This is a genomic window from Sinorhizobium numidicum (genome assembly GCF_029892045.1).
Lineage (GTDB): Bacteria > Pseudomonadota > Alphaproteobacteria > Rhizobiales > Rhizobiaceae > Sinorhizobium > Sinorhizobium numidicum.
Window position 1 is genome coordinate 2,699,600 of record NZ_CP120368.1, and the last position, 24,802, is coordinate 2,724,401.

General features: G+C 62.3%; 24 protein-coding genes and 2 pseudogenes. 17 read left to right on the forward strand and 9 right to left on the reverse strand.

The features are described from left to right. The first annotated feature begins 52 nt into the window (after window positions 1-52). From PYH37_RS24155 to pth, 3 genes are all read left to right on the forward strand, one after another. On the forward strand, window positions 53-2,425 hold the full coding sequence (locus tag PYH37_RS24155; RefSeq protein ID WP_280733986.1) for a putative bifunctional diguanylate cyclase/phosphodiesterase: 2,373 nt from the start codon (window positions 53-55) through the stop codon (window positions 2,423-2,425). A gap of 15 nt (window positions 2,426-2,440) precedes the next feature. After that, a complete protein-coding gene (locus PYH37_RS24160) occupies window positions 2,441-3,181 on the forward strand; it encodes a substrate-binding periplasmic protein (RefSeq protein ID WP_280733987.1) in 741 nt (246 codons plus the stop codon). A 181-nt stretch (window positions 3,182-3,362) separates the two neighbouring features. Then, the gene (gene pth, locus PYH37_RS24165) at window positions 3,363-4,082 is read left to right on the forward strand and encodes an aminoacyl-tRNA hydrolase (protein WP_280733988.1); all 720 of its coding nucleotides are present in this window, start codon (window positions 3,363-3,365) and stop codon (window positions 4,080-4,082) included. Here the strand turns inward: pth and PYH37_RS24170 are convergent. Both PYH37_RS24170 and clpS read right to left on the reverse strand, forming a co-directional pair. After that, a complete protein-coding gene (locus PYH37_RS24170; protein ID WP_280733989.1) occupies window positions 4,079-4,240 on the reverse strand; it encodes a hypothetical protein in 162 nt (53 codons plus the stop codon). The genes pth and PYH37_RS24170 overlap by 4 nt on opposite strands. Window positions 4,241-4,291: 51 nt before the next feature. Next, entirely contained in the window at window positions 4,292-4,603 is a 312-nt protein-coding gene (clpS, locus tag PYH37_RS24175; RefSeq protein ID WP_280733990.1) for an ATP-dependent Clp protease adapter ClpS, read from the reverse strand. A 176-nt stretch (window positions 4,604-4,779) separates the two neighbouring features. Here clpS and ychF point away from each other — a divergent pair, with 176 nt between their 5' ends. Beyond that, window positions 4,780-5,883, forward strand: coding sequence for a redox-regulated ATPase YchF (gene ychF, locus PYH37_RS24180; RefSeq protein WP_280733991.1), 1,104 nt, complete (start codon window positions 4,780-4,782; stop codon window positions 5,881-5,883). A 19-nt stretch (window positions 5,884-5,902) separates the two neighbouring features. Here ychF and PYH37_RS24185 read toward each other — a convergent pair whose 3' ends face one another. Beyond that, window positions 5,903-7,006 carry a hypothetical protein gene (locus PYH37_RS24185; RefSeq protein WP_280733992.1) on the reverse strand — a complete coding sequence of 368 codons (1,104 nt, stop codon included), beginning with the start codon at window positions 7,004-7,006 and terminating at the stop codon, window positions 5,903-5,905. A 142-nt stretch (window positions 7,007-7,148) separates the two neighbouring features. On the opposite strand from PYH37_RS24185, the gene PYH37_RS24190 reads away from it, so the two are divergent. From PYH37_RS24190 to PYH37_RS24210, 5 genes and pseudogenes are all read left to right on the forward strand, one after another. Beyond that, window positions 7,149-7,604, forward strand: coding sequence for a MaoC family dehydratase (locus tag PYH37_RS24190; protein ID WP_280733993.1), 456 nt, complete (start codon window positions 7,149-7,151; stop codon window positions 7,602-7,604). Continuing rightward, window positions 7,601-8,071: a MaoC family dehydratase gene (locus tag PYH37_RS24195; RefSeq protein ID WP_280733994.1), complete on the forward strand. Its 471-nt coding sequence runs from the start codon at window positions 7,601-7,603 to the stop codon at window positions 8,069-8,071. Before PYH37_RS24190 ends, PYH37_RS24195 begins: the two co-directional genes overlap by 4 nt. Before the next feature lie 208 nt (window positions 8,072-8,279). Then, a pseudogene (locus PYH37_RS24200) lies at window positions 8,280-9,021 on the forward strand (3-oxoacyl-ACP reductase family protein). 20 nt (window positions 9,022-9,041) lie between these two features. Next, window positions 9,042-9,359 carry a DMT family transporter gene (locus PYH37_RS24205; RefSeq protein WP_280733995.1) on the forward strand — a complete coding sequence of 106 codons (318 nt, stop codon included), beginning with the start codon at window positions 9,042-9,044 and terminating at the stop codon, window positions 9,357-9,359. Then, window positions 9,356-9,985 (forward strand): TetR/AcrR family transcriptional regulator, encoded by a 630-nt coding sequence (locus PYH37_RS24210; RefSeq protein ID WP_280733996.1) that lies wholly within the window; start codon window positions 9,356-9,358, stop codon window positions 9,983-9,985. The genes PYH37_RS24205 and PYH37_RS24210 overlap by 4 nt, the downstream gene beginning before the upstream one ends. 32 nt (window positions 9,986-10,017) lie before the next feature. Here the strand turns inward: PYH37_RS24210 and PYH37_RS24215 are convergent, their stop codons facing one another. Next, complete coding sequence (locus tag PYH37_RS24215; RefSeq protein WP_280733997.1) at window positions 10,018-10,563, reverse strand: adenine phosphoribosyltransferase; 546 nt, start codon at window positions 10,561-10,563, stop codon at window positions 10,018-10,020. Between the two features lie 399 nt (window positions 10,564-10,962). On the opposite strand from PYH37_RS24215, the gene PYH37_RS24220 reads away from it, so the two are divergent. Continuing rightward, a complete protein-coding gene (locus PYH37_RS24220) occupies window positions 10,963-11,148 on the forward strand; it encodes a DUF1059 domain-containing protein (RefSeq protein ID WP_280733998.1) in 186 nt (61 codons plus the stop codon). A 36-nt stretch (window positions 11,149-11,184) separates the two neighbouring features. Here PYH37_RS24220 and PYH37_RS24225 read toward each other — a convergent pair whose 3' ends face one another. Genes PYH37_RS24225 through PYH37_RS24235 form a run of 3 tightly spaced genes read right to left on the reverse strand, consistent with a single transcriptional unit; the run spans window position 11,185 to window position 13,693 of the window. Then, on the reverse strand, window positions 11,185-12,444 hold the full coding sequence (locus PYH37_RS24225) for a CCA tRNA nucleotidyltransferase (protein WP_280733999.1): 1,260 nt from the start codon (window positions 12,442-12,444) through the stop codon (window positions 11,185-11,187). Further along, window positions 12,441-13,073, reverse strand: a complete 633-nt coding sequence (locus tag PYH37_RS24230) for a CoA pyrophosphatase (protein ID WP_280734000.1) — start codon at window positions 13,071-13,073, stop codon at window positions 12,441-12,443. Before PYH37_RS24230 ends, PYH37_RS24225 begins: the two co-directional genes overlap by 4 nt. Then, window positions 13,070-13,693, reverse strand: coding sequence for a DUF1285 domain-containing protein (locus tag PYH37_RS24235; protein WP_280734002.1), 624 nt, complete (start codon window positions 13,691-13,693; stop codon window positions 13,070-13,072). The genes PYH37_RS24230 and PYH37_RS24235 overlap by 4 nt, the downstream gene beginning before the upstream one ends. A gap of 271 nt (window positions 13,694-13,964) precedes the next feature. On the opposite strand from PYH37_RS24235, the gene PYH37_RS24240 reads away from it, so the two are divergent. The 5 genes and pseudogenes from PYH37_RS24240 to PYH37_RS24260 all read left to right on the forward strand — a co-directional run bounded on the left by PYH37_RS24240 (window position 13,965) and on the right by PYH37_RS24260 (window position 21,291). Next, window positions 13,965-14,978 (forward strand): AAA family ATPase, encoded by a 1,014-nt coding sequence (locus PYH37_RS24240; protein WP_280734003.1) that lies wholly within the window; start codon window positions 13,965-13,967, stop codon window positions 14,976-14,978. Between the two features lie 3 nt (window positions 14,979-14,981). Beyond that, entirely contained in the window at window positions 14,982-15,902 is a 921-nt protein-coding gene (locus PYH37_RS24245) for a DUF58 domain-containing protein (RefSeq protein WP_280734004.1), read from the forward strand. Continuing rightward, window positions 15,899-18,712, forward strand: a complete 2,814-nt coding sequence (locus PYH37_RS24250) for a DUF4159 domain-containing protein (protein WP_280734005.1) — start codon at window positions 15,899-15,901, stop codon at window positions 18,710-18,712. Before PYH37_RS24245 ends, PYH37_RS24250 begins: the two co-directional genes overlap by 4 nt. 10 nt (window positions 18,713-18,722) lie before the next feature. Further along, on the forward strand, window positions 18,723-20,792 hold the full coding sequence (locus PYH37_RS24255) for a hypothetical protein (RefSeq protein ID WP_280734006.1): 2,070 nt from the start codon (window positions 18,723-18,725) through the stop codon (window positions 20,790-20,792). Continuing rightward, window positions 20,771-21,291 (forward strand): annotated as a pseudogene (locus PYH37_RS24260) (GNAT family N-acetyltransferase). Before PYH37_RS24255 ends, PYH37_RS24260 begins: the two are co-directional and overlap by 22 nt. Before the next feature lie 3 nt (window positions 21,292-21,294). Here PYH37_RS24260 and PYH37_RS24265 read toward each other — a convergent pair. Next, entirely contained in the window at window positions 21,295-21,855 is a 561-nt protein-coding gene (locus PYH37_RS24265; RefSeq protein WP_280734007.1) for a GNAT family N-acetyltransferase, read from the reverse strand. Between the two features lie 259 nt (window positions 21,856-22,114). Here PYH37_RS24265 and PYH37_RS24270 point away from each other — a divergent pair, with 259 nt between their 5' ends. Beyond that, window positions 22,115-23,092 carry a glutathione S-transferase family protein gene (locus PYH37_RS24270; RefSeq protein ID WP_280734008.1) on the forward strand — a complete coding sequence of 326 codons (978 nt, stop codon included), beginning with the start codon at window positions 22,115-22,117 and terminating at the stop codon, window positions 23,090-23,092. A gap of 4 nt (window positions 23,093-23,096) precedes the next feature. Here the strand turns inward: PYH37_RS24270 and PYH37_RS24275 are convergent, their stop codons facing one another. Next, window positions 23,097-23,588 carry an NUDIX domain-containing protein gene (locus PYH37_RS24275; RefSeq protein WP_280734009.1) on the reverse strand — a complete coding sequence of 164 codons (492 nt, stop codon included), beginning with the start codon at window positions 23,586-23,588 and terminating at the stop codon, window positions 23,097-23,099. A 161-nt stretch (window positions 23,589-23,749) separates the two neighbouring features. Here PYH37_RS24275 and PYH37_RS24280 point away from each other — a divergent pair, with 161 nt between their 5' ends. After that, entirely contained in the window at window positions 23,750-24,652 is a 903-nt protein-coding gene (locus PYH37_RS24280; RefSeq protein ID WP_280734010.1) for a metallophosphoesterase family protein, read from the forward strand. Window positions 24,653-24,802 lie beyond the last annotated feature (150 nt).

Genomic DNA, 24,802 nt, shown 5'->3' on the forward strand with positions numbered 1-24,802 from the left:
AAGAGTATCCGAACATGAAGAGAGCGACAGCCCCTGCTGGCAGGGCGGGCCGATGATGCACTCGGTTGAGAGCAGGTTTATTGCAATCGTCTGCGGCGCAATGCTCGTATTCGTTGTCCCTTTGCTCGCGCTGTTCCTGACGATTTCCAGCGAGCGCGTCGCGCGAGAGAGGCTTCAGAACATCGAACTGCTGATGGAGGCGAGCGGCCAGGCGCTCGGCAAACCCATCTGGGATTTCGATCAGGACGGCATCGAGCGGATTGGGCGGTCACTGAGGAACGCCACCGACATTCATGCCGTCACCATTTTCGACGCCGGAGGAAGCATCCTCGCTCAGCTGCCGCCTGGGGGGGCCGGCAGCATAACCGCACGTCGCCAGCTCAGATCCGCAATTTCCTATGACGGTGTGGATGGCGCCAAGGCCGTCGGCGTACTTGAAGTCGTCGTTCCGACCTCCGGCATCCTGTCGCGTTTCAACAAGGATGAATGGGCGATCCTCGGCATCCTTCTCTTCGCCGTTGCAATCGTCTTCACAGCCGCACTGATCGGCAACCGCTTCACCGTCATCCGTCCGCTGATGCGGTTGACCGCCGCAATCGAGGCGACACGGCGCCTGGGGTCGCGCCACCGGGTCGACTGGACCTCCGACGACGAAATGGGCGCGCTTGCCGCCAACTTCAACGAGATGCAGGACCGGTTGGAACGCGAGGAGACGGAACTGAAGATCGCGCATGGTCGAGCGACTGAGATCTACAATCTGACGCCGGCGATGCTCTTCTCGCTCGATCGCGAGAATCGGCTGACTGCCGTCAGCGACTACTGGCTGCGTGCGACCGGGTATAACCGCTGCGACGTCATCGGCCGGAGCTTTATCGATTTCGTCGACCCGCACTGGCACGAAACCTATCGCCTCCGGTCAAAGACGACCGCCGCGGAAAATCACACGATCAGCGAAGTCACCCTGCCCTTCCGCAAGGCCGACGGCGAATTCATGACCGTGCTGATCCTTGAAACGGAGACAGCCGGGGGTGGCGAAACATCGCTTTCCGTCATGACCGACGTCACGGCGCTGAAGCAGGCGGAAAGCCGCAATCATGCGCAGGCGATCACCGACCACCTTACGGGGCTCCTCAATCGGCAGGGCTTCGAGAGTGCGCTGGACGATGCGATCCGCAGCGCCGACGAATGCGGCATGCAGCTCGCTTGCCTCTTCATCGACCTCGATCGCTTCAAATGGATCAACGACAACTTCGGCCACGCCGCCGGCGACGCCGTTCTCCGTGAGACGGTCGAACTGATCCGCGCGGCGCTCGAACCGGGAGACGTGATGTCCCGGCTCGGCGGCGACGAGTTCGCGATCCTTTTGCAGGGATTGGATATTGCCGCCCACGCCAGCGAAGTCGGCGAACGGATCTGCGCCGCACTCCGCGAGCCGATGCCGATTGCCGGCAATGAGTTGTCAGTCAGTGCCAGCGTCGGCATCTCGGTTTACCCGACGCATGCCGACGGCGCCTCGGATCTCCTGTTGAAGGCCGATATGGCCATGTATGCGCGCAAGCATGACGGCAAGAACGGTCTGCAGATGTTCGACGCGGGCATGCTCGACACCGCACGCGAGCGCCACGAGATCGAACAATGCATCGAGGCCGGCCTGAAGGAGGGTTGGTTCGAGGCCTGGCTGCAGCCGATCGTCAGCCTCGGCGACGGCCGGATCATCGGTTTCGAGGCGCTGATGCGTCTCGACCACCCTGAAAAGGGCCTCATGCCGCCCGGCAAGATCGTCGGTATTGCAGAGGAAACGGGTACGATCGGCCGCATCGGCGAGCGCGTGCTGGAGAAGGCGATCCGCCACCTTGCAGCCATATCGGCGCTGGATGGAACCCAGGACACCTATCTGGCCGTCAATTTCTCGCCCCTGCAATTTGAGCTCACTCTGCCTCACAAGCTGGCAGCGCTCCTGCTCAAGCATCATATTTCGCCGAAACGCATCGTCATCGAGATCACAGAGGCGGTGCTGATGCTCGACAATCCGGAGGTCCATGCGGTCCTGAAGCAGCTCAACGAGTTCGGCTGCCGTATCGCATTGGACGATTTCGGCACCGGCTATTCGTCACTGAGCTATCTCAACCGTTTCCCTGTCGACATCGTCAAGGTCGACCAGTCCTTCACGCGCTCGCTGAGTTCAGGCACCACCGATGTCAGGCGCAAGAGCCGGATGCTCATCAAGGGCATTCGCACCATTTCGCACCAGATGGGCTGCGCGGTCGTCGCCGAGGGCGTCGAGACCAAGGAGCAGTGGCAACTCCTGCGCAAGCTCGGCGTGGATAATGGCCAGGGTTACCTCTTCAGCCGGCCCATGCCGATCGCCGCGATGCTGACCATGCTGGAAAATGATTCCGAGGCCAAGGCGAGCAGTCCGGCATAGGCCGAAAAGGAAAAAATGGGCGTGAAGCATCTCATCCTGGCATTCTTCCTCGGTCTTTCCGCCACCGCTCACGCCGAGACGATCCACTTCCTCACCGAGGAATATCCGCCCTACAATTTCTCCACCGCCGGCGGCGCGAACGGCGCGTCCGTCGAACAGGTCGCCCTGATCATGAAGGCACTCGATCTCCCTTACGACATCGAGGTTCTGCCTTGGGCGCGCGCCTTCACACTTGCCGAAAGCCAATCCCTCCATTGCGTTTTTACCACCGGCCATGACGCCGAGCGGGACCGGAAGTTCAAATGGATCGAGCCGCTTCTTGTCGATCACATGATCATGGTGCGCCACAGAGACTCCGCCATCGCGCCACGGACGATCGACGAAGCAAAAGAGTTCGTCATCGGAACACAGCGCGAAGACTTCTCCGCCACCTATCTGAAGACACACGGCTTCGAAAAAATCGATTATGCGGCCAACCTCGACTCCACGGTCAAGAAGCTGATTGCCGGCCGCGTCGATCTGGTGATGACTTCGGAAAAGACCTTCGAGAGCATGCAGGCCGCAGGCAGACCGGTCGAGGCGGCGCTGGTGCTGGAGGGCAAGCAATACGGCATTGCCTGCCACAGGGACATGCCGGATGAAACCATCGCCCGCCTGCAAGCCGAACTCGACCGCCTGATCGCCGACGGCACGCAGGACCGGATATTCGAGCGCTACGGTCTGCGGCCGAACAGGATCGAACAGGCCGCGAAATAAGGATTGACTTCCCCGGACCGCGATGATTTTGGGTTGAAGCAACGGGACGCGGATCGCCCCTCACCCGGACCTTCTCCCCATTTGTGGGGAGAAGGTGGCCGGCAGGCCGAATGAGGGGCGGAGGCGGGGCAAAAACGTCTCACGCCCTTGCGAACCAGAAACCATCGAGGGAGTTGGCGACATGCTGATCATCGCTGGACTTGGCAATCCAGGTTCCAAATATGCCGGCAATCGCCACAATATCGGCTTCATCGCGGTCGATGCCATCCAGCGGCGCCACGGCTTCTCCTCCTGGTCGAAGAAGTTCAAGTCCGAGATCGCCGAAGGCGAGATCGGCGGCGAGCGCGTGCTGCTGATGAAGCCGCAGACCTTCATGAATCTTTCCGGCGAAGCCCTCGGCGAAGCCATGCGCTTCTACAAGCTTTCACCCAAAGACATCGTCGTCATCTATGACGAACTGGACCTGCCTGCCGGCAAGGCGCGGATCAAAACCGGCGGCGGTCACGGCGGACACAACGGCATCAAGTCGATCGACGCCCATTGCGGCAAGGAATACCGCCGCCTGCGGCTCGGCATCGGCCATCCCGGCGTCAAGGACCTCGTGCATGCCCATGTGCTCGGCGATTTCGCCAAGGCAGACCAGGCCTGGCTTTCGCCCCTCCTAGACACGCTTGCCGACAATGCCGGCATGCTGGTCAAGGGTGAGGACTCGCAGCTCATGAACAAGATCGCGCTTGCAACCGGCAGCAAGCCGGAGGCGGAAAAGCCGACGACGCCGAAGAAGCAGACCGCGCAATCCCACGTTCACCAGGCCCGGAACGCGGCCCAGCCGAAAAAACTTCCGACGACCGGCCCGTTGGCCGACATGCTGAAGAAGATGTTCGGCGCGAAGGACGACTAGCCGGACAGACGCCAGCCGAGGCCCTGTTGGGCGAACACCCGCAACGAATCGTGCCTCGAAACCCCGGCCTTCGCCGTGGCGCGGTAAAGCTCATAGACAAACGCGAGCGTGAAGGTGGCCACCAGGACCCACGCCGCATGAATGGTCAGGTCACTCATGATATCGTTCCAGGCCGCCTTGCTCGTACCAAGTAGGGCATCGCCTGAGCTTCACTCCTCCGGCTCGGTCGTGAACATCAGCGGAAAGCCTGCTTCCTTGCCTAGATCGGTCGCCTCCTTCGCTTTGGTTTCGGCGATGTCCCTGGCGCAGACCACGACGACCGAGGTGCCGAGCTTGTGCGCCGTCATCATCACCCGATAACCGGCCTCCTCGCTCATCCGGAACACGGCCTTCAGCACCATGACGACGAACTCGCGTGGCGTGTAGTCGTCGTTGACGAGAATGACCTTGTAAAGCCTCGGCCGCTCGAGCTTCGGCTTCGTCTTGGTTTTCCGTTTTGCGGCAACGTCATTGTCACTCATCGGAAACTCACCCGTTGACGACATGCAGAAGGGATCGGAAGCAATATTGCGCGCACAGCAACGGCATTCAAGCCGAAGCCGCCTGAACTCGTTCGGATAAGCGTCAAGAGCTTGACCGCTCCTCTCCTTTATCCCATAGCCACCGCCAAGGAATTCCAGAACGACAGGTTTTAGCCATGGGCTTCAAATGCGGTATCGTCGGACTGCCGAATGTCGGCAAGTCCACACTCTTCAATGCACTGACCAAGACGGCAGCGGCGCAGGCGGCAAACTATCCCTTCTGCACGATCGAGCCGAACACGGGCGAGGTCGCCGTTCCTGATCCGCGCATGCGCAAGCTCGCAGACATCGCCAAGTCGAAGGAGATCATCCCAACTCGCATCTCCTTCGTAGATATCGCGGGCCTGGTGCGTGGCGCATCGAAGGGTGAGGGTCTCGGCAACCAGTTCCTCGCCAACATCCGCGAGGTAGACGCCGTGGTCCACGTGCTGCGCTGTTTCGAGGACGACGACATCACCCATGTCGAAGGCCGCATTCACCCGGTCGCGGACGCCGAGACGATCGAAACCGAGCTGATGCTCGCCGACCTCGAAAGCCTTGAGCGGCGGACCGACCAGACGCGCAAGCGCGCAGTCGGCAGGGACAAGGAGTCAATGGCGCAGCTTCCCGTGATGGAAGCTTCGTTGAAGCTCCTGCAGGAGGGCAAGCCGGCGCGTACGTTGCTTTCGAAGCTCGACGCGGACGAGCTGCGCATCCTCCAGGGCCTCAATCTTCTCACGGCACACCCGGTTCTCTATGTTTGCAATGTCGCCGAAAGCGACGCCGCCACCGGCAACGAGCACACCCGCGCCGTCGCCGAGATGGCCAAGGTTCAAGGCGCCGAAAGCGTGGTCATCTCGGCTGCGATCGAGTCCGAGGTCGCGCAGTTGCCGGAAGAAGAAGCCAAGGAATTTCTCGCCGCGCTCGGTCTTGAGGAAGCCGGCCTCGACCGGTTGATCCGCGCCGGCTACAAGCTGCTCGACCTCATCACCTACTTCACGGTCGGCCCGAAGGAGACGCGCGCCTGGACGATCCCCCGCGGCACCAAGGCGCCGCAGGCCGCCGGCGTCATCCATTCGGATTTCGAACGCGGCTTCATCCGCGCCAATACCATCGCCTATGACGACTACATCGCCTATGGCGGCGAAACGGGCGCCAAGGAGGCCGGCAAGGCGCGAGACGAAGGCAAGGACTATGTCGTCCAGGACGGCGACGTGATTCACTTCCGCTTTAATACGTAAACAGTGTGATCCGTCGCAATCACGGCACGGCATACAGTCGTGTCGTGATCGCGGCCGGCAGCAGGCTTATCGCCATGCGGCGCAGCCGCTGCCAGAAAATGCCGATGACGAGCACCGTCAATCCGACCACCGCACACACGATGAAGACGTAGCTGTCGAGTGAAGCTCCACTCTTGTTGAGGATTGCCCAAATGGCAGCGCCCAGTGACAACAGGCCCGATGTCACAAAGGCGCGGCGGTCGATCACGAGACCGATTGTCATGAACAGAGCGACAAGAATTACGACGGCGACCGCCTGACCCAGGCCCCTCTCACCGCTCCACCACGCCTCGTCGCCGCCCGAGACTATGACGAAAGAAAGCATCGCGTAGAGCAATGCCGGCGCCGCGGCGAGATGCAGCCAGAAGGCGATATCCGACCGCACTGATAGACGCTGGGGATCCGCGATGTCATAGCGCATCGCAATCGCAAAGACCGCCACTGCCGCGACGAGCAGAATGCTCGGTGCGAGATATGGATAGGCCATCAGACCAGCGTCAATCCCCCAGGTTTTCTCGATAACGGTAAAGATCGAGGCGATTGCTACCGAAGCGATCGACAACACGAGCAGGGCAAATGCCAGGGGAATCCGGTACCGCCAGTAGAATAACCCGAGAGGGAGCGGAAATGCGCAGACGTAGATCAGCACGAGGGTTGTCGGTTCCGATGCACTTTGCAGAGCGTTGATCAGCCCGTACATCCCGAGAGTGATCCAATGAACGAGCGCCAAAGTCAGTGCGACTGCAGGCAGCGCCAGCCGTTGCCGCCGCACGAGGATTTCCGCAAGCATGACGATCAGCGGCAGCGTCGCGATCGCTCCGCCTATACCCCAAAGGCCGACCAAGACGACGACGACGCCAATTGTGATCAGGATGTCGTGAAAGCCTCTGAGGAAACGTGGTTGCTCGCTCTCTAAGGCCGCTTGCGCATCAGCGGGCTTGCCGTTAGATGCGTCACGCGCGACCTTGAGCACCCGAGCGCCAATGCCGCGATCGGAAAGATGCGCTTCGAGATCATTTATCTGATCCGGAGAAATAATTCCCCTCTCGGCAGCCGCGGTGAGCGCCCTGTTTAGCTCGGTCACGTTATATTCCTCGACAATGGACGGACGGGCACAACCCCTAGTAAGCTGATTGCATGAACGATCGACACGCGCAACCCTGGAAACTCTGCCGGGCTGAACCAAGCCTAGGCAACGGCGGCAAGGCACAACGAGGATAGTGGACATGCTCTATTTCGAGGATTTCACGCCAGGACGGCGCTTCGATTATCGACCGCTCCTGATGCAGGCTGCCGACATGATCACCTTCGCCAGCGAATTCGATCCGCAGCCGATGCATCTCGATGAGGAGGCCGGCAAACGCAGTATACTCGGCGGCCTCTCCGCCTCTGGCTGGCACACAAGCGCCGTCGGCATGCGGATGATGATCGACGCCTTTCTTGGCAACTCGTCCTCGCAGGGCTCGCCCGGCATCGACTTCATGGATTGGAAGAAGCCGGTGCTTGCAGGTGATGTCCTCGGAGGCTTCAGCATCGTGCTGGCGGCGCGCCAGTCCAAATCCAAGCCCGACATCGGCATCGTCAAATTCCGAAACGAGATCAGCAATCAGAGCGGCGAGCCCATGGCAATTTCGGAATGCTCGGTGCTCTTCCGAAGCCGCCAGAATGAGCCGCAGCAATGATGACGCTGGAAGAGCTCTGTACAACCGGCCGGAGGATTATTATCGGCAGCCTGACCTTCGCGGCTGAGGATATCGTCCGCTTCGCCCGCGATTTCGATCCGCAGCCGTTCCACCTTGATGAGGAGGAGGCCAGGCGCTCGCTCTTCGGCGGTCTTTGCGCCTCCGGCTGGCACACGAGCGCCGGTTGGATGCAGTGCTTCGTGCGGTTCTGGGACGATGAGATACGCCGGCTGGCGGCCGAGGGGCTGCAGGCGCCAAAGCTTGGCCCGTCCCCAGGCTTCCGGGATCTCAAATGGCTGAAGCCGGTCTACGCTGGCGACACCGTGACTTACGCCGTCACCTTTATCGAAGCTCGCGCCCTCGCCTCCAGACCTGGCTGGCGGATCAACACAATCTTTTGCGAGGGCGAGAACCAGCACGGCGAAACGGTCATCCGTTTCGAAAGCAGGGTGATCGAGTTCACCTGAGCGGGCGCCGCCGGGGTGGAATGCCGGATCCGCTCCCCCGCTCCCCGACGCTACTGCGCGCCGGCCGGCGGCAGTGCGCAAATAAGCTCCCGCGCTGCAACTCCAGCACTCAATCTATACAGATTTTGACCGATCGGTTCTAAACTCTTGACCGAGGAACAATGAGAGAGTATCAGATTTTAAACGATCGGTACAAAAATGGAAAAGGTTGATGGAGTTCGAGGGCAAGGTTGCACTGGTGACAGGAGGGACGCGCGGCATCGGCGCTGCCATCGTTCGGCATTTGGCCGAACGCGGAGCCGACGTCGCATTCACCTATGCACGTTCGCAGGAAAAAGCGTCGGCGCTCGTCAACCACGTTGAGGCGCTGGGACGACGGGCGCTGGCAATAAAGGCGGATAGTGGCAGCCCGCACGAGATTGGTGCCGCAGTCGATCGCGTGCCGGCCGAACTGGGTCGCCTCGATATCCTCGTCAACAATGCCGGCATATTCCCCTCAGGGCCTTTTTGGGACGTCTCATTGGAAGAGATCGACCGGACGCTGGCGATCCACGTCCGAGGCGTTTTCGTCGCCTGCCAGGCGGCACTTGCCCATATGACCAGCGGCGGCCGGATTATCTCCATCGGCTCATGCTTTGCTCAGCGGGTGCCCTATGGCGGTGTTACGCTTTATTCGATGAGCAAGTCGGCGCTTGTCGGCCTGACCAAGGGGTTGGCTCGAGAAGTCGGCGAACGGGGCATAACGGTCAACGTCGTCGATCCGGGCTCGACGGACACGGACATGAATCCGGCCGACGGACCGGCGGTTGCGGCCGAACTAGAACTGATGGCGATTAAACATTACGCGCAGCCCGCGGACATCGCGGCCACGGTCGGGCCATCTCGCAAGCGCCAACGGCCGTTTCATCACCGGTGCGTCGATTGCGATCGACGGCGGCTTCACAGCTTGACCGGGTAGTGCGGGACCGCCATGGCATGGGTTTTGCTGATAATCGCCGGATTGCTCGAAATTGCTTGGGCGCTCGCGCTCAAGCAGGCGGACGGTTTGACCAAGTTCTGGCCGAGCGTCATAGGCATAGGCATCGCGATGACCAGCCTCGTGCTGCTGGCGTTCGCGCTGAAACATCTGTCAGTCGGAACCGCTTACGCAGTTTGGGTCGGGATAGGGGTGTTCGGTGTCGCAGCCTTCGGTATGATGTTCCTTCACGAACAGATCTCGGCGATGCGTATCCTCTTTCTGGTGCTGATCGGCATCGGCGTTGCCGGTCTCAGAGCAATTGAAGCATGACGGCGATCGAAGCAAAGAAGAAAAAGGCCTCTTCAACAGTAGGGCGACCGCGGACCTTCGATCGCGACTCGGCACTTATGGAAGCCATGCGAGTCTTCTGGAGCCGAGGTTACGAGGGAACGTCGATCCAGGATCTTGTTGAAGCAATGGGCGTCAACAAGCCGAGCCTCTACGCGACGTTCGGCTGCAAGGAGGAACTCTTCCGTGAAGCGGTCGAGCTTTACGAACGAACCGAGGGTCTCCACGTCACCCGCAGTCTGGAGCGCGCCACAAGTGCCCGTGCGGCCGTCGAGGAGATGTTGCGCACAAACGCAGTCGCCTATACCGACGCGGCCAAACCGCGAGGCTGCATGATCGTGCTCTCGTCGCTTCTGGGTGCACCGGAGAACGAGGAGGTCAGACGCTTTCTTGCGGAAAACCGTCTGAACGGCGAGCGCAGCCTGAAGCAGAGGCTTCAACGAGGGATTGCCGAAGGAGATCTTCCTCCGTCCGCAGACGTGGACAGGCTTGCCGCCTTCTACACCACAGTGCTCGAAGGCTTGTCGATCCAGGCTCGCGATGGTGCATCGCCGGAGAAGCTTTCTTCCATCATCGACGCAGCGATGCTCGCGTGGCCACAAAGCTGATGGTTGCCTGAACGGGTCCGAGAATGATCCGGCTAGTGCCCCTCGAACTCGATTAGCGTACGGACGTCTACTCCAAGCGCCTCGAGCTTCTTGCGCCCGCCGAGTTCAGGCAGATCGATGATGAAGCACGCGGCCACGATGTCCGCGCCCATCTGCTTCAGAAGCTTGGCCGCACCCTCGGCGGTGCCGCCGGTGGCGATCAGGTCATCGACGAGGATCACCTTCTCGCCAGGCACGATCGCGTCCTTGTGCATCTCCATCTCGTCCACGCCGTATTCGAGGCTGTAGGCGATCCGCACCGTGTCGTGCGGCAGCTTGCCTTTCTTGCGGATCGGCACGAAACCGGCCGAAAGCTGATGCGCAATCGCGCCGCCCAAAATGAAGCCGCGCGCCTCGATGCCGGCGATCTTGTCGATCTTGGTCCCGGCATAGGGGTGCACGAGCTCATCGATTGCACGACGGAAGGCTCTTGGATTGCCGAGCAAGGTCGTGATGTCGCGAAACATGACGCCCGGCTTCGGATAGTCCGGAATGCTCCGAATGGCGGCAATCAGTTCCGATTGTACGGTCGCGGTCATGGTTCGGAAACGGCCTTTGCGAGTCTTGAAGTTGGCAAAGCCATAGCATCAACAAACCGCTTCTTTATAGAAATTTCTTTGCCAAAATTAGGGACCGGAACAATTTGGCCGAACCGCAGGTTGATGCTACGCTTTCGGCCGGCAGGTCACAGCCTGACGGCGGTTCTGCCCTATGCAAGGCGAGCGGGGGGAGGTTTTTTCGCCACATCCCGCTCCAACTTCCTGCTGCATGTTTCCTTCAATCGGAGCCGATTTAAGGATAAAAACATGCAGCGTTTCAAAGTGCTGCAGCGATCTTTGCGCGTCTGGCGAGACGCGCGGCGCTGGAAAATCGATCACGTTCAGATTTCGGCTCGAACCGACCCAAAATCATCGTGATCCGAAGGAAGGAGGAACACCATGCGCTTATTCGAATGCGGTTCGCTCGTCCCGGGTTGCCCTTGGCACACCCGCGCCGACAATGACGCGGAAATCGTTCGGCGGGCCGTCGAACACATGCGCGAAACCCACGGCGAGACGATCATTCGCGAAAATATGGTGGACAACATCAAGGCGCGGATCGTCGACGAGACTCAGGCCGCATGACGTCGGGAGCGCCAAGGCGCAATGCGGCATATGCGATCAGCCGGCACGCGCCATGGATTCGAGCCGGGCGACAAGCGTCGCCCGGTCGACATTGAAATTGCGCTCGATCCAAAAATTTTCGAGTTCCGCCAACAACTCGCCGACCTTCGGTCCCGCCGCGACACCCGCCTTCAGGACATCGGCCCCACCGAGTGGAAATACCGGGCGGCGCCATTTTTCCGCGCGCGCCAGTAGCCGCTGAAACGCCGCTGTTTCGGCGAGGAAGGCCGGATCGTTTTCCGACTTGCGACGGGCGGAGGCGAGCGAAAGCCTGATGCGGACGATGATCCCATCAGTGCCGTGCCGGTAAAGCAGGCGGTCGAGCGCCGCGTCCGCGAGGGTTGAGGCGATCTCCGGGGCATTGGCGAACCGGCCGAAATAGGTGCCCTCCGCTTTCGACAGGCGCAACCGGGCTGCCATCGCCTCGAGCCGCTCGGCATCCGGAGGAACGATTGCCGCGAGCCTTAGCAACGGGTCGGGCTCCCACGAAAAGATCCTCTCCGCGGTCACTAGGCCCGGAATGGCGTCTATGCCCCATTTCTCGGTCTCGGGCAGGATTTCGCTGAGCACGCCGGCCTGGCGCATCCAGAGAAGCGCACGGCCGGGATCGGCGGCGGACAGCAACTTCTTCGTCTCGCCCCAGACGCGTTCGGCGGAAAGCGTCGAGAGCTTGGCGCGCGCCTGCGCGCAGGCTCTCAGTCCCTCGGCATCGGGACGGCCATGGCCGTAATGGGCGAAAAACCGGAAGAAGCGGAGGACACGCAGATAGTCCTCGGCGACGCGCTCGGCGGCATTGCCGATAAAACGAACGGTTCGCGTCTCGACGTCCGCGAGGCCGCCGACATAATCGAAGACCTCTCCGTCGCGGGCCGCATAGAGCGCGTTGATCGTGAAGTCACGCCGCTCCGCGTCCGCTTTCCAGTCGGTGCCGAAGGCCACTTCCGCGCGGCGCCCGTCCGTCGCCACGTCGCGGCGCAGCGTCGTCACCTCGTAAGGAGTGCCGTCAACGACGAGCGTGATCGTACCGTGGTCGAACCCGGTCGGAACCGACTTGATGCCGGCCGCCTTTGCGCGCGCTGCCACCTCCTCGGGTCGCCAGGTGGTCGCCAAATCGACGTCGCTGACAGGCAAGCCGAGAAGGCTATTGCGAATGGCACCTCCGACGACCCGCACCTCGCCGCCGTCAACGTTCAACAGTTCGAAGACGCGACGGAGCGAAGCAACTTCGAACCAGGGCTCGGCGGCAACGGAGGTCATGCATAGAGCCTTTCATAGAGCATGCGGACGATCCCCGCCGTAATGCCCCATATGTTCCAGTCGCCATAGGGCATGCGATAGAAATGCCGCTCGGCGCCTTGCCAATGACTGCGACCGCGGCCGTGATTGACCGGATCCATCAGGAACGACAGTGGAACTTCGAACACGCTTTCCACCTCCTCCGGATTCGGCACGAGCTCGAAACCGGGCTGAACGACGGCGAGCACCGGGGTGATGCGGAAACCGGACATGGCCATGTAGTGCGGCAGTCGAGCGATCGTTTCGACAAAGCGCGGATCGAGCCCGATCTCCTCCTGCGCCTCGCGAAGCGCGGCAACTTCGATGGACCGGTCCTCCGGATCGACGGCCCCGCCCGGAAAAGCAATCTGTCCGGAATGCTTGCGCAATGTCGAGGTGCGCTGCGTGAAGATTACCCTCGCATCATCGCCGTCGTCGACGACCGGGACGAGCACGGCCGCATCCTTCAGATGCAGGGTCTCGAGATAAGGGACGATACCGGGATTGAGAAGAAAATCGCCGTGATCGCGCCAGGCGGTCTCGACCGGTCCGCCCGCCTGGGCAAGCGCCCGGCGGCGGAACTCGTCGGCGGAAAAGGGGTGGGGGCTCATCGCGACAGCGCTTCCAGTTCGGCCGCCGGCATGATGGGGAAAACCGCCTGGGCCGATTTGACGCAGAACATCGCGACACCGTCGACGTCACAGGTCTCGCCCAGTTCGACGATATCGTACATGACCGGCCTCGAAACCAGCGCATCGAGACGACCGCGCACATGCAGATATGGTTTTAGTTCGCGGTTCTCGCCATGAGTGACGAAGCGCAGCGGGTGCTCCGGTCCGGCCTCCACCACATCGCCAACATTGGTGCGAAACGTCAGCACATTTGCACCTTCCCGCGACGACACGTTCATCTCCACGGCGACGAACGGCGCATCGGCGACACGAATGCCGACCTTTTCCACAGGCGTGACGAGATAGGTCTTGCCGTCCTCGTCCTTGCGCAGGACAGTGGAAAATAGCCTGACCAGCGGCTGACGGCCGATCGGCGTGCCCATGTAGAACCAGGTTCCATCGGCACGGATTTCCATATCGATATCGCCGCAGAATGGCGGATTCCAGCGTTCGACGGGCGGCAGTTCCCTTGCTTCACCGCCTTTTTCACCAGCAGCGCGTGCGATCAGCGCGGCGAGGCCCGCCGCATCGCCCGTTTGCTGAATCTTCGCTTCTGCCATCGTTCCGTCCCGTTTGGTCCTGATCTTGCATCTAAAATATAGCGCGTTCGCCGGACGTGCCGGATGCTCCGCCGCTTATTTTCGGAGCATCCATCCGCATTTCGTGCTTTGAAGTCAGCGCGGTATGCTTCAAGAGCTTGATGCAGGCTCACGAGATAGTGCGTTGGCGGCGGCTTGTCAGCCGTCCGCCAGAGTCTAAATTGAAAAATAGGAACTGAATATCGGGCGATGGCCAATTCGGTTCAGCAGAGAACGACCGGGGAGAACGGCGATGAGTGTTATGAAAAGCGCGGTCGAACTGGCTGACGAGAAGGCGATCGTCGCCGCCGCGGAAGCGGCTCTCGGCGAAATCGCGCTCATTCGCGAGGAAGTCGGCAAGGTCATCTTCGGCCAGGAAAGCGTGGTGGAGCAGACGCTTCTCGCCGTTCTTTCCGGGGGGCATGCGCTGCTTGTCGGCGTGCCCGGTCTTGCCAAGACCAAACTCGTCGCCACGCTCGGCACCGTTCTCGGGCTCGACAACAGCCGCATTCAGTTCACGCCCGACCTGATGCCCTCCGATATCCTGGGCTCCGAAGTGATGGACCAGGACGCAGCCGGCCATCGCTCCTTCCGCTTCATTCCAGGCCCGATCTTCACGCAATTGCTGATGGCCGACGAGATCAACCGTGCCTCGCCGCGCACGCAGTCGGCGCTGCTTCAGGCCATGCAGGAATATCACATCACCGTCGCCGGCGCGCGCAAGGACCTGCCGCAGCCTTTCCACGTGCTCGCGACCCAGAACCCGCTCGAACAGGAAGGCACCTACCCGCTGCCCGAGGCGCAGCTCGACCGGTTCCTGATGCAGGTCGACGTCGGCTATCCCGAGCTCGCCGCCGAGCGGCAGATTCTGCTGGAGACAACCGGAGTGGCGGAGGCGGAGGCGCGGTCCGTGATCGACGCTCAGCGCCTCCAGCAGGTCCAGAGCCTGATCCGCCAAATGCCGGTCGGCGAAAAGGTGGTCGATGCCATCCTGGCGCTCGTCCGTTCCGCCCGTCCAGGCAACGGCAATGCGGCGACGGACAAGAACGTCGCCTGGGGACCGGGTCCGCGCGCCGGCCAGGCGCTGATGCTCTGTGCTCGGGCACGCGCGCTTTACGATGGCCGGCTGGCACCTTCGGTCGACGATATCCTGGCGCTTGCCGAGCCCGTCCTCCAGCATCGCATGGCGTTGACCTTCGCCGCCCGCGCCGAAGGCATGACGGTTCGCGATGTTATCGCCGAGCTGGTGAAACGAGCCAAGGGATAGCGCATGGCCTCCATCGGGCACATAGTCGCGCGAACTCCTTCTGGCGAGGTTCTGTCGCGCGCGCAGCAACGCGCGATGCTCGTTCCCGACTGCCTTGTCGAAGCGCGCAGGATTGCCAATACGGTTATTTCCGGCTGGCACGGCCGGCGCAAGCGCGGCATCGGCGAAAACTTTTGGCAGTTCCGTCCCTACAGCGAAGGCGAGAGCTTGTCGCGCATCGACTGGCGCCGCTCGGCCCGCGACGACCATACGTACGTCCGCGACCGCGAATGGGAGGCGGCGCATACGATATGGCTCTGGGCCGATCTCTCGCCCTCGATGATGTACAAGTCGACGCTCGGTGCCGTTTCGAAGGAAAGCCGCGCATTGGTGCTGATGCTGGCGCTCGCCGAAATTCTCGCCCGCTCCGGCGAGCGGATCGGCTGCCCGGGCGTAATGGAGCCGGTCTCCGCCCGCAACGCCGCCGAGCGGCTGGCAACCGCTATCATGCTGAGCCCGCTCGCCGAAGGCCTGCCCGGAACCAGCATGATCCGCGGCACCAGCGATCTGGTATTGATCGGTGACTTTCTAGACCCCGCGGAAAAGGTGATGGACCGGCTCGGCCCGCTTGCCCGCCGCGGCCTGCGCGGACATGTCGTCGAGATTGCCGACCCCGCCGAAGAGGTTTTCCCCTATGCCGGTCGCACCGAGTTCACGGATCCGGAAACGGGAGAAAAGCTGACTGCCGGTCGCGCCGAGATCCTCCGCGACGACTATCAGCGCGCCTATCTCGCGCGCCGCGACAGCCTGGGCACGAACCTCCGTCATCTCGGCTGGACCTTCATCCCCCACAGAACCGATCGGCCGGCATCCGAGGCGCTGGTGGCCGTGCATATGTATCTTTCGGGAATGCCCAGCCGGGCGACGCATGGGGGAGCGCTATGATCGGCGGCCTTCCCTTCCTCTTTGCCAACCCAGCCGTTCTGGCGGCACTTGTCGCGCTGCCGGTGATCTGGTGGCTCCTGCGCATGACGCCGCCAAGACCTGCAGCCGAAGTCTTTCCGCCGCTGCGCATTCTCGCGTCGGTGCTGAAGCGCGAGGAGACGCCGTCGAAGAGCCCGTGGTGGCTGACGCTCCTCAGGATGGTGATGGCGACCGCCGTCATATTCGCGATCGCCGATCCGGTCTTCAATCCGCGCAGCAACGCGCTCTCTTCCTCCGGTCCCTTGGCGCTACTGATCGACAACAGCTGGGCGACGGCACCCGACTGGGAGCAGCGGGTAGAGGCCGCCTCGGCGCTGATCGATGACGCCGAGGCGAAAGATCTTCCCGTGTCGATCGTCTTTACCGGCGATCGACAGCATGACGCGACGCCCGGATCGGCGGGAGCCGCGCGCAACCGGCTGGCTGCGGCCGCGCCCGAGCCGCTGCCTGCCGACCGAGGATCAGCGATCGCTGCCTTGCAAACGGCATTTGAGAACGCCCCGCCAGGGACGATCGCCTTCGTTACCGACGGCATCGAGGCCGCGGACGGCAAGACCATGGCACCGCTGGCCCAAATAGGCGCTGCCGCCCTCAAGGTCATCGAGGCGGACGGCAGTCAGGCGATAGCGCTCACCGGCACCAGCAACGACTCGACCGGCATGTCTGTCACCGCAACGCGCTTGAAGACCGACGACCGCCGCTCCTTGTCCCTTGTCGCCTACGACACGCGCGGCCGTGCGATCGCCGACGGCACGGTCGAATTCGCGCCCGGCGAGGCGACCGCCAAGGGAACGATCGAGGCTCCCTTCGAACTGCGCAACGACTTCGCCCGCATCGGCATCGAGAATGCCGCGACGGCCGGTGCCACCCACTTGCTTGACGACGGCTTCCGCCGGCGCCGCGTGGCGCTGTTGAGCGGCGAAGCGCGCGACCTCTCTCAGCCGCTGCTGTCGCCGCTCTATTACATCAATCGGGCACTGGCTCCCTACGCCGATCTGGTCGAGCCGCGGGAAACCGATCTGGCTGTGGCGATTCCCGAGCTCCTCGAACAGCGGCCGTCGGTTCTGATCATGGCCGATATCGGCCGCCTGCCGGAGGAGACCTACCCGCTTCTGACGAAATGGATCGAAAATGGCGGCACATTGATCCGCTTTGCCGGGCCTCGGCTTGCCGCAGCCCCCGCAGATGATCCGCTGGTTCCCGTCACGCTCAGGCAAGGAGAGCGTGCGCTCGGCGGCGCCCTTTCCTGGTCCGAGCCGCAGCCGCTTGCCGACTATCCCGTCAACAGCCCCTTTGCCGGCATGGCGCGTCCTACCGATATTTTCGTCAAGCGGCAGGTTCTGGCCGAGCCGACTGCCGATCTTGCCGAACGCACCTGGGCAAGCCTTGCCGACGGCACCCCGCTCGTGACGACGGCGGCACAGGGCGCCGGCCGCATCATCCTCTTCCATGTCAGCGCTGAAGCGACCTGGTCGAACCTGCCGATCTCAGGGCATTTCGTGGAAATGCTCCGTCGCAGCGTCCAGCTTTCGCGCAGCGGCGGCGTCGCCGGCGAAGGTAAACAGGTGCAGGCACAGGCATTGCCGCCTTACCGGCTCCTCAACGCCGATGGCCTGCTCGTGGCTGAGACCGGCAATGCACGTCCGCTCGACATCCTCCCGGGCAAGACACCGGTCGCGACACCGGAGAACCCGCCAGGGCTCTATGGCTCGGAAGACGGCTTCACCGCGCTGAACCTGCTGCCGCGCGACACGGAACTCAAGAAGATCGACATGACGACGGCAGGCCCCCATACCTTCGAGCGGCTGGCCGGCGCGGAAAGCTGGTCGCTGAAACCGGCGCTGCTGACGGCCGCGCTGCTTCTGCTTCTCGCCGACGCCGTCATCGTGCTCTTCATGAGCGGCGCTTTTTCGCGCATCCGTGTGGCGAGGGCTGCGGCGACGATGATCTTTATGCTGGCTGCGTCCGTCGTGCTCCTTCCGCCGCAAGCCTTCGCGGATGACACGCGCCCCGATGATCAGCGCATCCTCGAGCGATTGGATACAACGCACCTCGCCTATGTCGTCACAGGTGAAGACGATGTGGACCGTCTTTCCGAACGCGGTCTCATGGGGCTCACCGATTTCCTGACCTACCGCACGACGCTTGAGCCCGGTGCTCCGGTCGGGCTCGATATTTCCAAGGATGAACTCAGCGTCTACCCAATCATTTACTGGCCGATCTCTGCCAACGCGCCCATGCCGAGCCCACAGGCCGTCAGCCGCATCGATGCCTACATGCGCGCAGGCGGCACGGTATTGTTCGATACGCGCGACCAGTTTTCCTCGCTTGGCGGGTCCTCAGGCGGAACCAGCCCCAACGCGGAACGTCTCCAGGCCATTCTCGGCAATCTCGACATACCGCCGCTTGAACCTGTTCCCGCAGATCATGTTCTGACCAAGGCCTTCTATCTGCTTGCGAACTTCCCAGGCCGCTACACCGGCAGCCCGCTCTGGATCGAGGCGCAGCTCGACAACAGTGAGGAGCCGAGCAATCGGCCGGCGCGCGCGGGCGACGGGGTAACGCCGATCATGATCACCGGAAACGATTTTGCCGGTGCCTGGGCGATCGACGCAAACGGCGTCGCCCTGTTGCCGACGGTTCCGCCGGACGAGATGCAGCGCGAATATGCCTTTCGCTCCGGCGTCAACATCATGATGTACATGCTGACCGGCAACTACAAGGCCGACCAGGTGCACGTACCTGCTCTGCTCGAGCGGCTCGGACAGTGAGGGCCGATCGATGACCGTCGACTTTTCACCATTCCTTCCCTGGCCCTATCTTGCAGCGCTGACGCTCGTCGCCGCAGCCCTTGCGGCGTTCGGCATCTGGCGGCGCATTCGCGGAGCCTGGGTCAGGACGGCGGCGCTCGCCGCATTCTGCCTCGCTCTTGCAAATCCCGTCCTTTTCCAGGAAGAGCGCGAGCCGCTCTCCACGATCGTCGCTGTCGTCGTGGACCGCAGCCAGAGCCAGGATAACGCCGGCCGACGCGAACAGACGGACAAGGCGCTCGCCGACCTCAAGGAACGCCTCGAGCGGTTCCCGCAGATCGAGGCGCGTATCGTCGAGGCTGCGGACGGTCAGGAGAGCGAAGCGCCATCGACGAGGCTGTTCAGCGCACTGGCGACGGCACTTGCCGACGTGCCGCCTGCCCGCGTCGGCGGCGCCATCTTCATCACGGACGGCCAGATCCACGATGTGCCGGACGTCAACCAGAAACTCGGTTTCGATGCGCCCATCCACGGCCTGATCAGCGGCAAGCCGGGCGAGTTTGACCGCCGCGTCGAAATCGTCAGTGCTCCCCGCTTCGGCATCGTTGGCGAGCAGCAGAAACTGACTTTTCGCGTCGTTGACGATGGCGCGTCCCCCGGCGGCGGAGCCGAAGTCACGATCCGCCTGAACGGCAACGAGATCGCCAGGGAATACGTCGAACCCGGCACGGATATGCCTTTCAGTTTCACCGTGCCGCGCGGCGGCAACAATATCCTCGAATTCGCGGTCGATCCGGTTGCAGGCGAAGTGACGGAGGCGAACAACCGTGCCGTCCACGTGCTTGACGGCATTCGCGAGAACCTGCGTGTGCTGCTCGTCTCCGGCGAGCCGCATGCGGGCGAGCGTGCCTGGCGCAACCTCCTGAAATCCGATGCCGCCGTCGATCTCGTCCACTTCACCATTCTGAGGCCGCCGGAGAAGCAGGACGGCACGCCGATCAACGAACTCTCGCTGATCGCCTTTCCGACGCGCGAGCTCTTCGTCGACAAGATCAGCGAGTTCGACCTGATCATCTTCGACCGCTACCAGCATCGCGGCGTTCTGCCGATCCTCTATTACGACAACATCGCCCAGTATGTGCAGAACGGCGGCGCGTTGCTGATTGCAGCAGGGCCGGAGCACGCCGGAAACGATTCGATCGCGGCGACGCCACTCTCGGCCGTGTTGCCGGCAAACCCCACCGGCGTAATGAATGAAAAGGCCTTCTTCCCGCGGCTTTCGGACGAAGGAAAGAAGCACCCGGTGACGCGCGGCCTCGAAGGAGCGTCAAGCGAACCGCCGGGCTGGGGCCGCTGGTTCCGTACCGTCGACGTCGACAGGCCGCTCGGCCAGACGGTCATGGAAGCGGCCGACGGCAAACCGCTGCTCGTCCTCAATCGCGTCGGCAAGGGACGCGTGGCCATGCTGCTTTCCGATCAGGGCTGGCTCTGGGCCCGCGGCTTCGAGGGCGGCGGACCGCACGTTTCTCTCTATCGTCGCACGGCCCATTGGCTGATGCAGGAGCCGGCGCTCGAGGAAGAGGCGCTTACCGCGCGCGCCTCGGGCCGGACGTTGGAGATCACCAGGCAAACGATCGAAGGCGATCCCGGTCAGGCGACGCTTACCCATCCATCCGGCAAGACGGAGGAGATCACTCTTAGGGAAGGTGAGCCGGGCCTCTACAAGGCAGAGGTCAAGACCGACGAAATCGGTCTCTTCGAAGTGGCAAACGACGAGCTGACGACGCTGGTGCACGTCGGCAATGTCGATGCACCGGAATTCAAGGCCGCGATCTCCACCGAGGAAAGGCTGAAGCCCTGGGCGGAAAAGACCAAGGGCATCGTCCGCCGCCTCGCGGATGCGGACGGACCGGTCGATCTCCCGTCGATCCTGCCGGTGCGCGGCGCCGTGCGTGTCGCAGACGACCAGCGCCTGTCACTGCGCATGACCGACGAGACGGTTTTGAAGGGCATCAATTCGCTGTCGCTCTTCGCCGGCCTGTTCGGTCTTGCGGCGCTGCTCTTCCTGATCTCCGCCACCTGGTATCGCGAGGGCCGGTGACGAACGGCGAGATCACGATCACGGACCTGCGCAATGCTCCGCAGTTTGCGCCGGACATTGCCGATCGCATCTGGCGGGCCTGGTGGAGACCGAACGGATTCCCACTAGAGCACATCACCGCGTTGATCGGGGAGAATCTCGGCAACGGTCCACTTCCCTTCGCGATCGTCGCGCATCAAGGATCCACTTTTGTCGGCACGGCTTCGGTCATTGCTTCGGACATGGAAGAGCGGCCGGACTACACGCCTTGGGTGGCCGGGTCTGGGTCGATCCACCCTTCCGGCAGCGTGGCATCGGCAGCGCTATCGTCGACCATGCCGTACGTGCGGCACTCGCGACGGGCGCCAATCCCATCTATCTCTGCGCGCTGCCCACCAAAAGGCGCTTCTATCAGGGCTTGGGATGGTCACTGCATGAACAGGACGTCGGCGAACACCGGCTCGACGTTTTCACGAGTATCGGCTCGTTTCGGAATTCCGCGTCCGTTTCTGCGGATTGAAGATCAGGCGGCAGCGCCCTCGGCGGGCCGCCCAACAGGTTCGCAAGCAACAAGCGCAGCGCTGTCGTCGCGCCAGGCGATGACGCCTTCGAGCCGCGCGTGAATATCCGCCGCCATCGGCACGACCAGCACTCGGGCCGGATCGACGGGACCCGGGAAATCGAGTGCGCCGTAACGCACCTTCTCGAAACCGAGCGGTTGATAATAGGGTGGATCGCCAACCAGAATGACGGCCTCGGAGCCCTTCCGCCGCGCTGCCTCGACGGCGATGCGAACGAGTTCGCGGCCGATGCCCTTGTTCTTGTGTGACGGCCTTACGGCGAGCGGACCGAGGAGATGTCCGCTTACGGAGCCCGCCGTCACCGGGGTCATCCGCACCGAGGCGATCGTTTCGCCATCATCGGCGCAGATGAAGGACAGTGAACGGTCATGCGGCCCCTGCTCGCGGATTCGCGCCGCGGCCCGCGCAAAACGGCCCGGGCCGAATGCCTCTTCATTGATGGTTTCAATGGCTGTGTCGTGGGATGCGTCTTCGGTCAGATAGACGAGATCGTGCTTTTTCATGGATGTCGAGAACCGGCGTGCGAACGAGAATAAGGATGACTCGCCCAGAAGGGCGTTGGCAGCATCAGCGTCGTCGCAGGGTTCCCCACAGGATCATGGTTTTGATCGCTTCCGAAAATGAAAAAACTTGCCGATCGCCGATAGCAGAAAATCGCCGCCTGTCAAAGCCTAAAACGCACTGTTCGGAATTTGACACCTATCGGCGGCGCTGCGCTGCATTATGTATGAACAGACGGAAGGATCAGAAAGGAGCTCGGTCATGGGAAGGCTGGTGGATGGCGTCTGGCAGGACGTCTGGTACGACACGGTTGAAACGAACGGTCGCTTCAAGCGCAGCGTTTCGCAATTCCGCAACTGGGTTACCGCCGATGGGTCGCCCGGCCCCTCCGGCGAAGGCGGCTTCAAAGCCGAGGCGAACCGCTATCACCTTTACGTGTCGCTCGCCTGCCCCTGGGCTCATCGCACGCTGATTTTCCGCAAGCTCAAGAAGCTCGAGGAGATGATTTCGCTCTCCATCGTCGATCCGCTGATGCTCGCCCAGGGCTGGGAATTCAAAGGGGAGAACGGCGGCAGCGTCGATCACCTCTTCGGATCGAAGGCGCTCTGGCAAGTCTACGTTCGCGCCGATCCTACTTATTCCGGCCGCGTCACCGTGCCGGTCCTATGGGACAAGAAGACGAATACGATCGTCTCCAACGAGTCCGCCGAAATCATCCGCATGTTCAACTCGGCCTTCGACCACCTCACCGGCTCGACCGCGGATTTCTACCCGGAAGAACTTCGAGGTGAGATCGACGAGCTCAACGCACGCATCTACGACGCGGTCAACAATGGGGTCTACAAGGCGGGCTTCGCGACCAGCCAGGAGGCTTATGAGGAGAGCGTCACGGCGTTGTTCGCCATGCTGGACGAACTGGAAAGCCGCCTCGCCTCACAGCGCTATCTTATGGGAAGCCGGATCACTGAGGCGGATTGGCGGCTGTTCACGACGCTCGTCCGCTTCGATCCGGTCTATGTCGGCCATTTCAAATGCAACATCCGCCGCATCGCCGATTATCCGAACCTCTGCGCGTACCTGCGCGATCTCTATCAGGTGCCGGGCATCGCCGAGACGGTGAACATGCGCCACATCAAACAGCATTATTACCGCAGCCACACGATGATCAATCCGACCGGCATCGTGCCGGCCGGCCCCGAACTCAACCTCGCGGCGCCGCACGGGCGGGACAAGCTGTAAGCGGCTACCAGAATGTGTCAGGCGTTGCCGTTCCGGAGAGTTCGGCGAGCCGGCGACGGGTCGCGGGCGTCGTATCCTCCGGCAGGTCGTCGAGGGCAAAGAAATCGGCGGCGGCGATTTCCATGTCCGCCGTCTTCGGCCGCTCCTGGCGGACATTGTCGCAGCGGAAGAAAATGACATGGTCGCGCTTGCTGGTGTTGCGGTTGTAATAGACCTGGAAAAGCAGCGGCGGCGCCGTCAGTTGCAGATTGCCTTCTTCCTTGAGTTCGCGAGCGAGCCCCTCCACCGCCGTTTCATGCCGATCGAGACCGCCGCCGGGCAGATGCCAGCCTGGCAGATAGGAATGCCTGACGAGGAAGACCCGGCCCTGCTCGTCGAAGCAGGCAGCCCGCACGCCGAGCGTCATGCCACGCGACAGCGCAAAATAGCCATGGGCCAACCGCGTCAGGAGACGGAGCCGCCAATTGCGCAATTCCGGCGGGCGGTCCTGCTTCACTCGCCGCTCCTTTCGGCTCTACTGCATGATTCCTCGGAACCGATTTAACGAACATGCAGCAATTCAAAGTCTACGGCGAGCTTTGCGCGTCGCGCTGTAGGTCATCGGGATAACCCATTCAAGTGATTCCCCTTTCGCGGAATATGCGCTAGACGGGGGCGATGTTCAAACTCGCGCATATTTCCGACGTCCATCTCGGACCCCTGCCCGACCTGTCGTTTCGCGAACTCGCCTCGAAGAGGATCACCGGCTTCGTCAACTGGCACAGGAACCGGGCGCGCCATCTTTTCCCCGGCACGCTGGCGTGTCTGATGGACGATATCGAGAAGCGCGATCCGGACCACCTCGCGATCACGGGAGACCTCGTCAATCTTGCCTCGTCGCTGGAAATCGAAGCGGTCACCGAGTGGCTCGCGGAGGCAGGCGACCCACAGAACATTTCCGTCGTTCCCGGCAACCATGACGCCTATGTGCCCGGTGCTTACGAGAACACGACCCGCGCCTGGTATCCCTATATGCGCGGCGACGACAGCCCGCCCGTATGGACGAAGAACCGTCACTCCTTTCCCTATATGCGGGTCCGCGGCCCAGTAGCACTCATCGGCTGCTCGACGGCTGTCGCCACGCCCCCCTTTGCGGCAAGCGGCTATTTCGGTCCAAGACAGGCGCGCGCCACGGTGAACCTGTTGCGTGCGGCAGGTGAGGCCGGTCACTTCCGGGTCGTGATGATCCACCATCCGCCGATCCGAGGCGCGACCTCGATGCACAAACGCATGATCGGCATCCGTCGCTTCGCCGCGACGATCTCGTCCGGCGGCGCCGAGCTCGTTCTCCATGGCCACACGCACCTCAACACGGTCTACTGGCTGAAGGGTCAGACGGCGCCCGTGCCGGTCGTGGGCATCGCTTCGGCTTCGCAGGCGCCGAACGGTAGCAAGCCTGCAGCAGCTTACAATCTTTTCGAGATAACCGGAGAGCCTGGAAATTGGCATCTGACGCGCGAGCGCTACGCCCTCAATGCCGACGCAACCGGCGTAACGCTCGCGGAAACCACGCGTTTCTAGACGCCTGCAACCGCGAACATACGCATCGCGCCGTCAGAAATTTCCGATCGAGCCGAATATTCGACGGGCCTCACGCGTCTTAATCGCGTTCGAGGCCAGTGATCACCCGGGCGACATCCACGTCGGCCGGTTCCCGACGGGCGATGTTCA

Bases quoted from the DNA above. Each gene is read 5' to 3' on its own strand.
- PYH37_RS24235 (WP_280734002.1), bottom strand. From the start codon at position 13,693: ATGGCAGAAGCGAAGATTCAGCAAACGGGCGATGCGGCGGGCCTCGCC.
- PYH37_RS24190 (WP_280733993.1), top strand. From the start codon at position 7,149: ATGCTCTATTTCGAGGATTTCACGCCAGGACGGCGCTTCGATTATCGA.
- clpS (WP_280733990.1), bottom strand. From the start codon at position 4,603: ATGAGTGACAATGACGTTGCCGCAAAACGGAAAACCAAGACGAAGCCG.
- PYH37_RS24250 (WP_280734005.1), top strand. From the start codon at position 15,899: ATGATCGGCGGCCTTCCCTTCCTCTTTGCCAACCCAGCCGTTCTGGCG.
- PYH37_RS24215 (WP_280733997.1), bottom strand. From the start codon at position 10,563: ATGACCGCGACCGTACAATCGGAACTGATTGCCGCCATTCGGAGCATT.
- PYH37_RS24205 (WP_280733995.1), top strand. From the start codon at position 9,042: ATGGCATGGGTTTTGCTGATAATCGCCGGATTGCTCGAAATTGCTTGG.
- PYH37_RS24240 (WP_280734003.1), top strand. From the start codon at position 13,965: ATGAGTGTTATGAAAAGCGCGGTCGAACTGGCTGACGAGAAGGCGATC.
- PYH37_RS24160 (WP_280733987.1), top strand. From the start codon at position 2,441: ATGGGCGTGAAGCATCTCATCCTGGCATTCTTCCTCGGTCTTTCCGCC.
- PYH37_RS24155 (WP_280733986.1), top strand. From the start codon at position 53: ATGATGCACTCGGTTGAGAGCAGGTTTATTGCAATCGTCTGCGGCGCA.
- PYH37_RS24265 (WP_280734007.1), bottom strand. From the start codon at position 21,855: ATGAAAAAGCACGATCTCGTCTATCTGACCGAAGACGCATCCCACGAC.
- ychF (WP_280733991.1), top strand. From the start codon at position 4,780: ATGGGCTTCAAATGCGGTATCGTCGGACTGCCGAATGTCGGCAAGTCC.
- PYH37_RS24225 (WP_280733999.1), bottom strand. From the start codon at position 12,444: ATGACCTCCGTTGCCGCCGAGCCCTGGTTCGAAGTTGCTTCGCTCCGT.
- PYH37_RS24170 (WP_280733989.1), bottom strand. From the start codon at position 4,240: ATGAGTGACCTGACCATTCATGCGGCGTGGGTCCTGGTGGCCACCTTC.
- PYH37_RS24230 (WP_280734000.1), bottom strand. From the start codon at position 13,073: ATGAGCCCCCACCCCTTTTCCGCCGACGAGTTCCGCCGCCGGGCGCTT.
- pth (WP_280733988.1), top strand. From the start codon at position 3,363: ATGCTGATCATCGCTGGACTTGGCAATCCAGGTTCCAAATATGCCGGC.
- PYH37_RS24255 (WP_280734006.1), top strand. From the start codon at position 18,723: ATGACCGTCGACTTTTCACCATTCCTTCCCTGGCCCTATCTTGCAGCG.
- PYH37_RS24210 (WP_280733996.1), top strand. From the start codon at position 9,356: ATGACGGCGATCGAAGCAAAGAAGAAAAAGGCCTCTTCAACAGTAGGG.
- PYH37_RS24195 (WP_280733994.1), top strand. From the start codon at position 7,601: ATGATGACGCTGGAAGAGCTCTGTACAACCGGCCGGAGGATTATTATC.
- PYH37_RS24245 (WP_280734004.1), top strand. From the start codon at position 14,982: ATGGCCTCCATCGGGCACATAGTCGCGCGAACTCCTTCTGGCGAGGTT.
- PYH37_RS24220 (WP_280733998.1), top strand. From the start codon at position 10,963: ATGCGCTTATTCGAATGCGGTTCGCTCGTCCCGGGTTGCCCTTGGCAC.
- PYH37_RS24280 (WP_280734010.1), top strand. From the start codon at position 23,750: ATGTTCAAACTCGCGCATATTTCCGACGTCCATCTCGGACCCCTGCCC.
- PYH37_RS24270 (WP_280734008.1), top strand. From the start codon at position 22,115: ATGGGAAGGCTGGTGGATGGCGTCTGGCAGGACGTCTGGTACGACACG.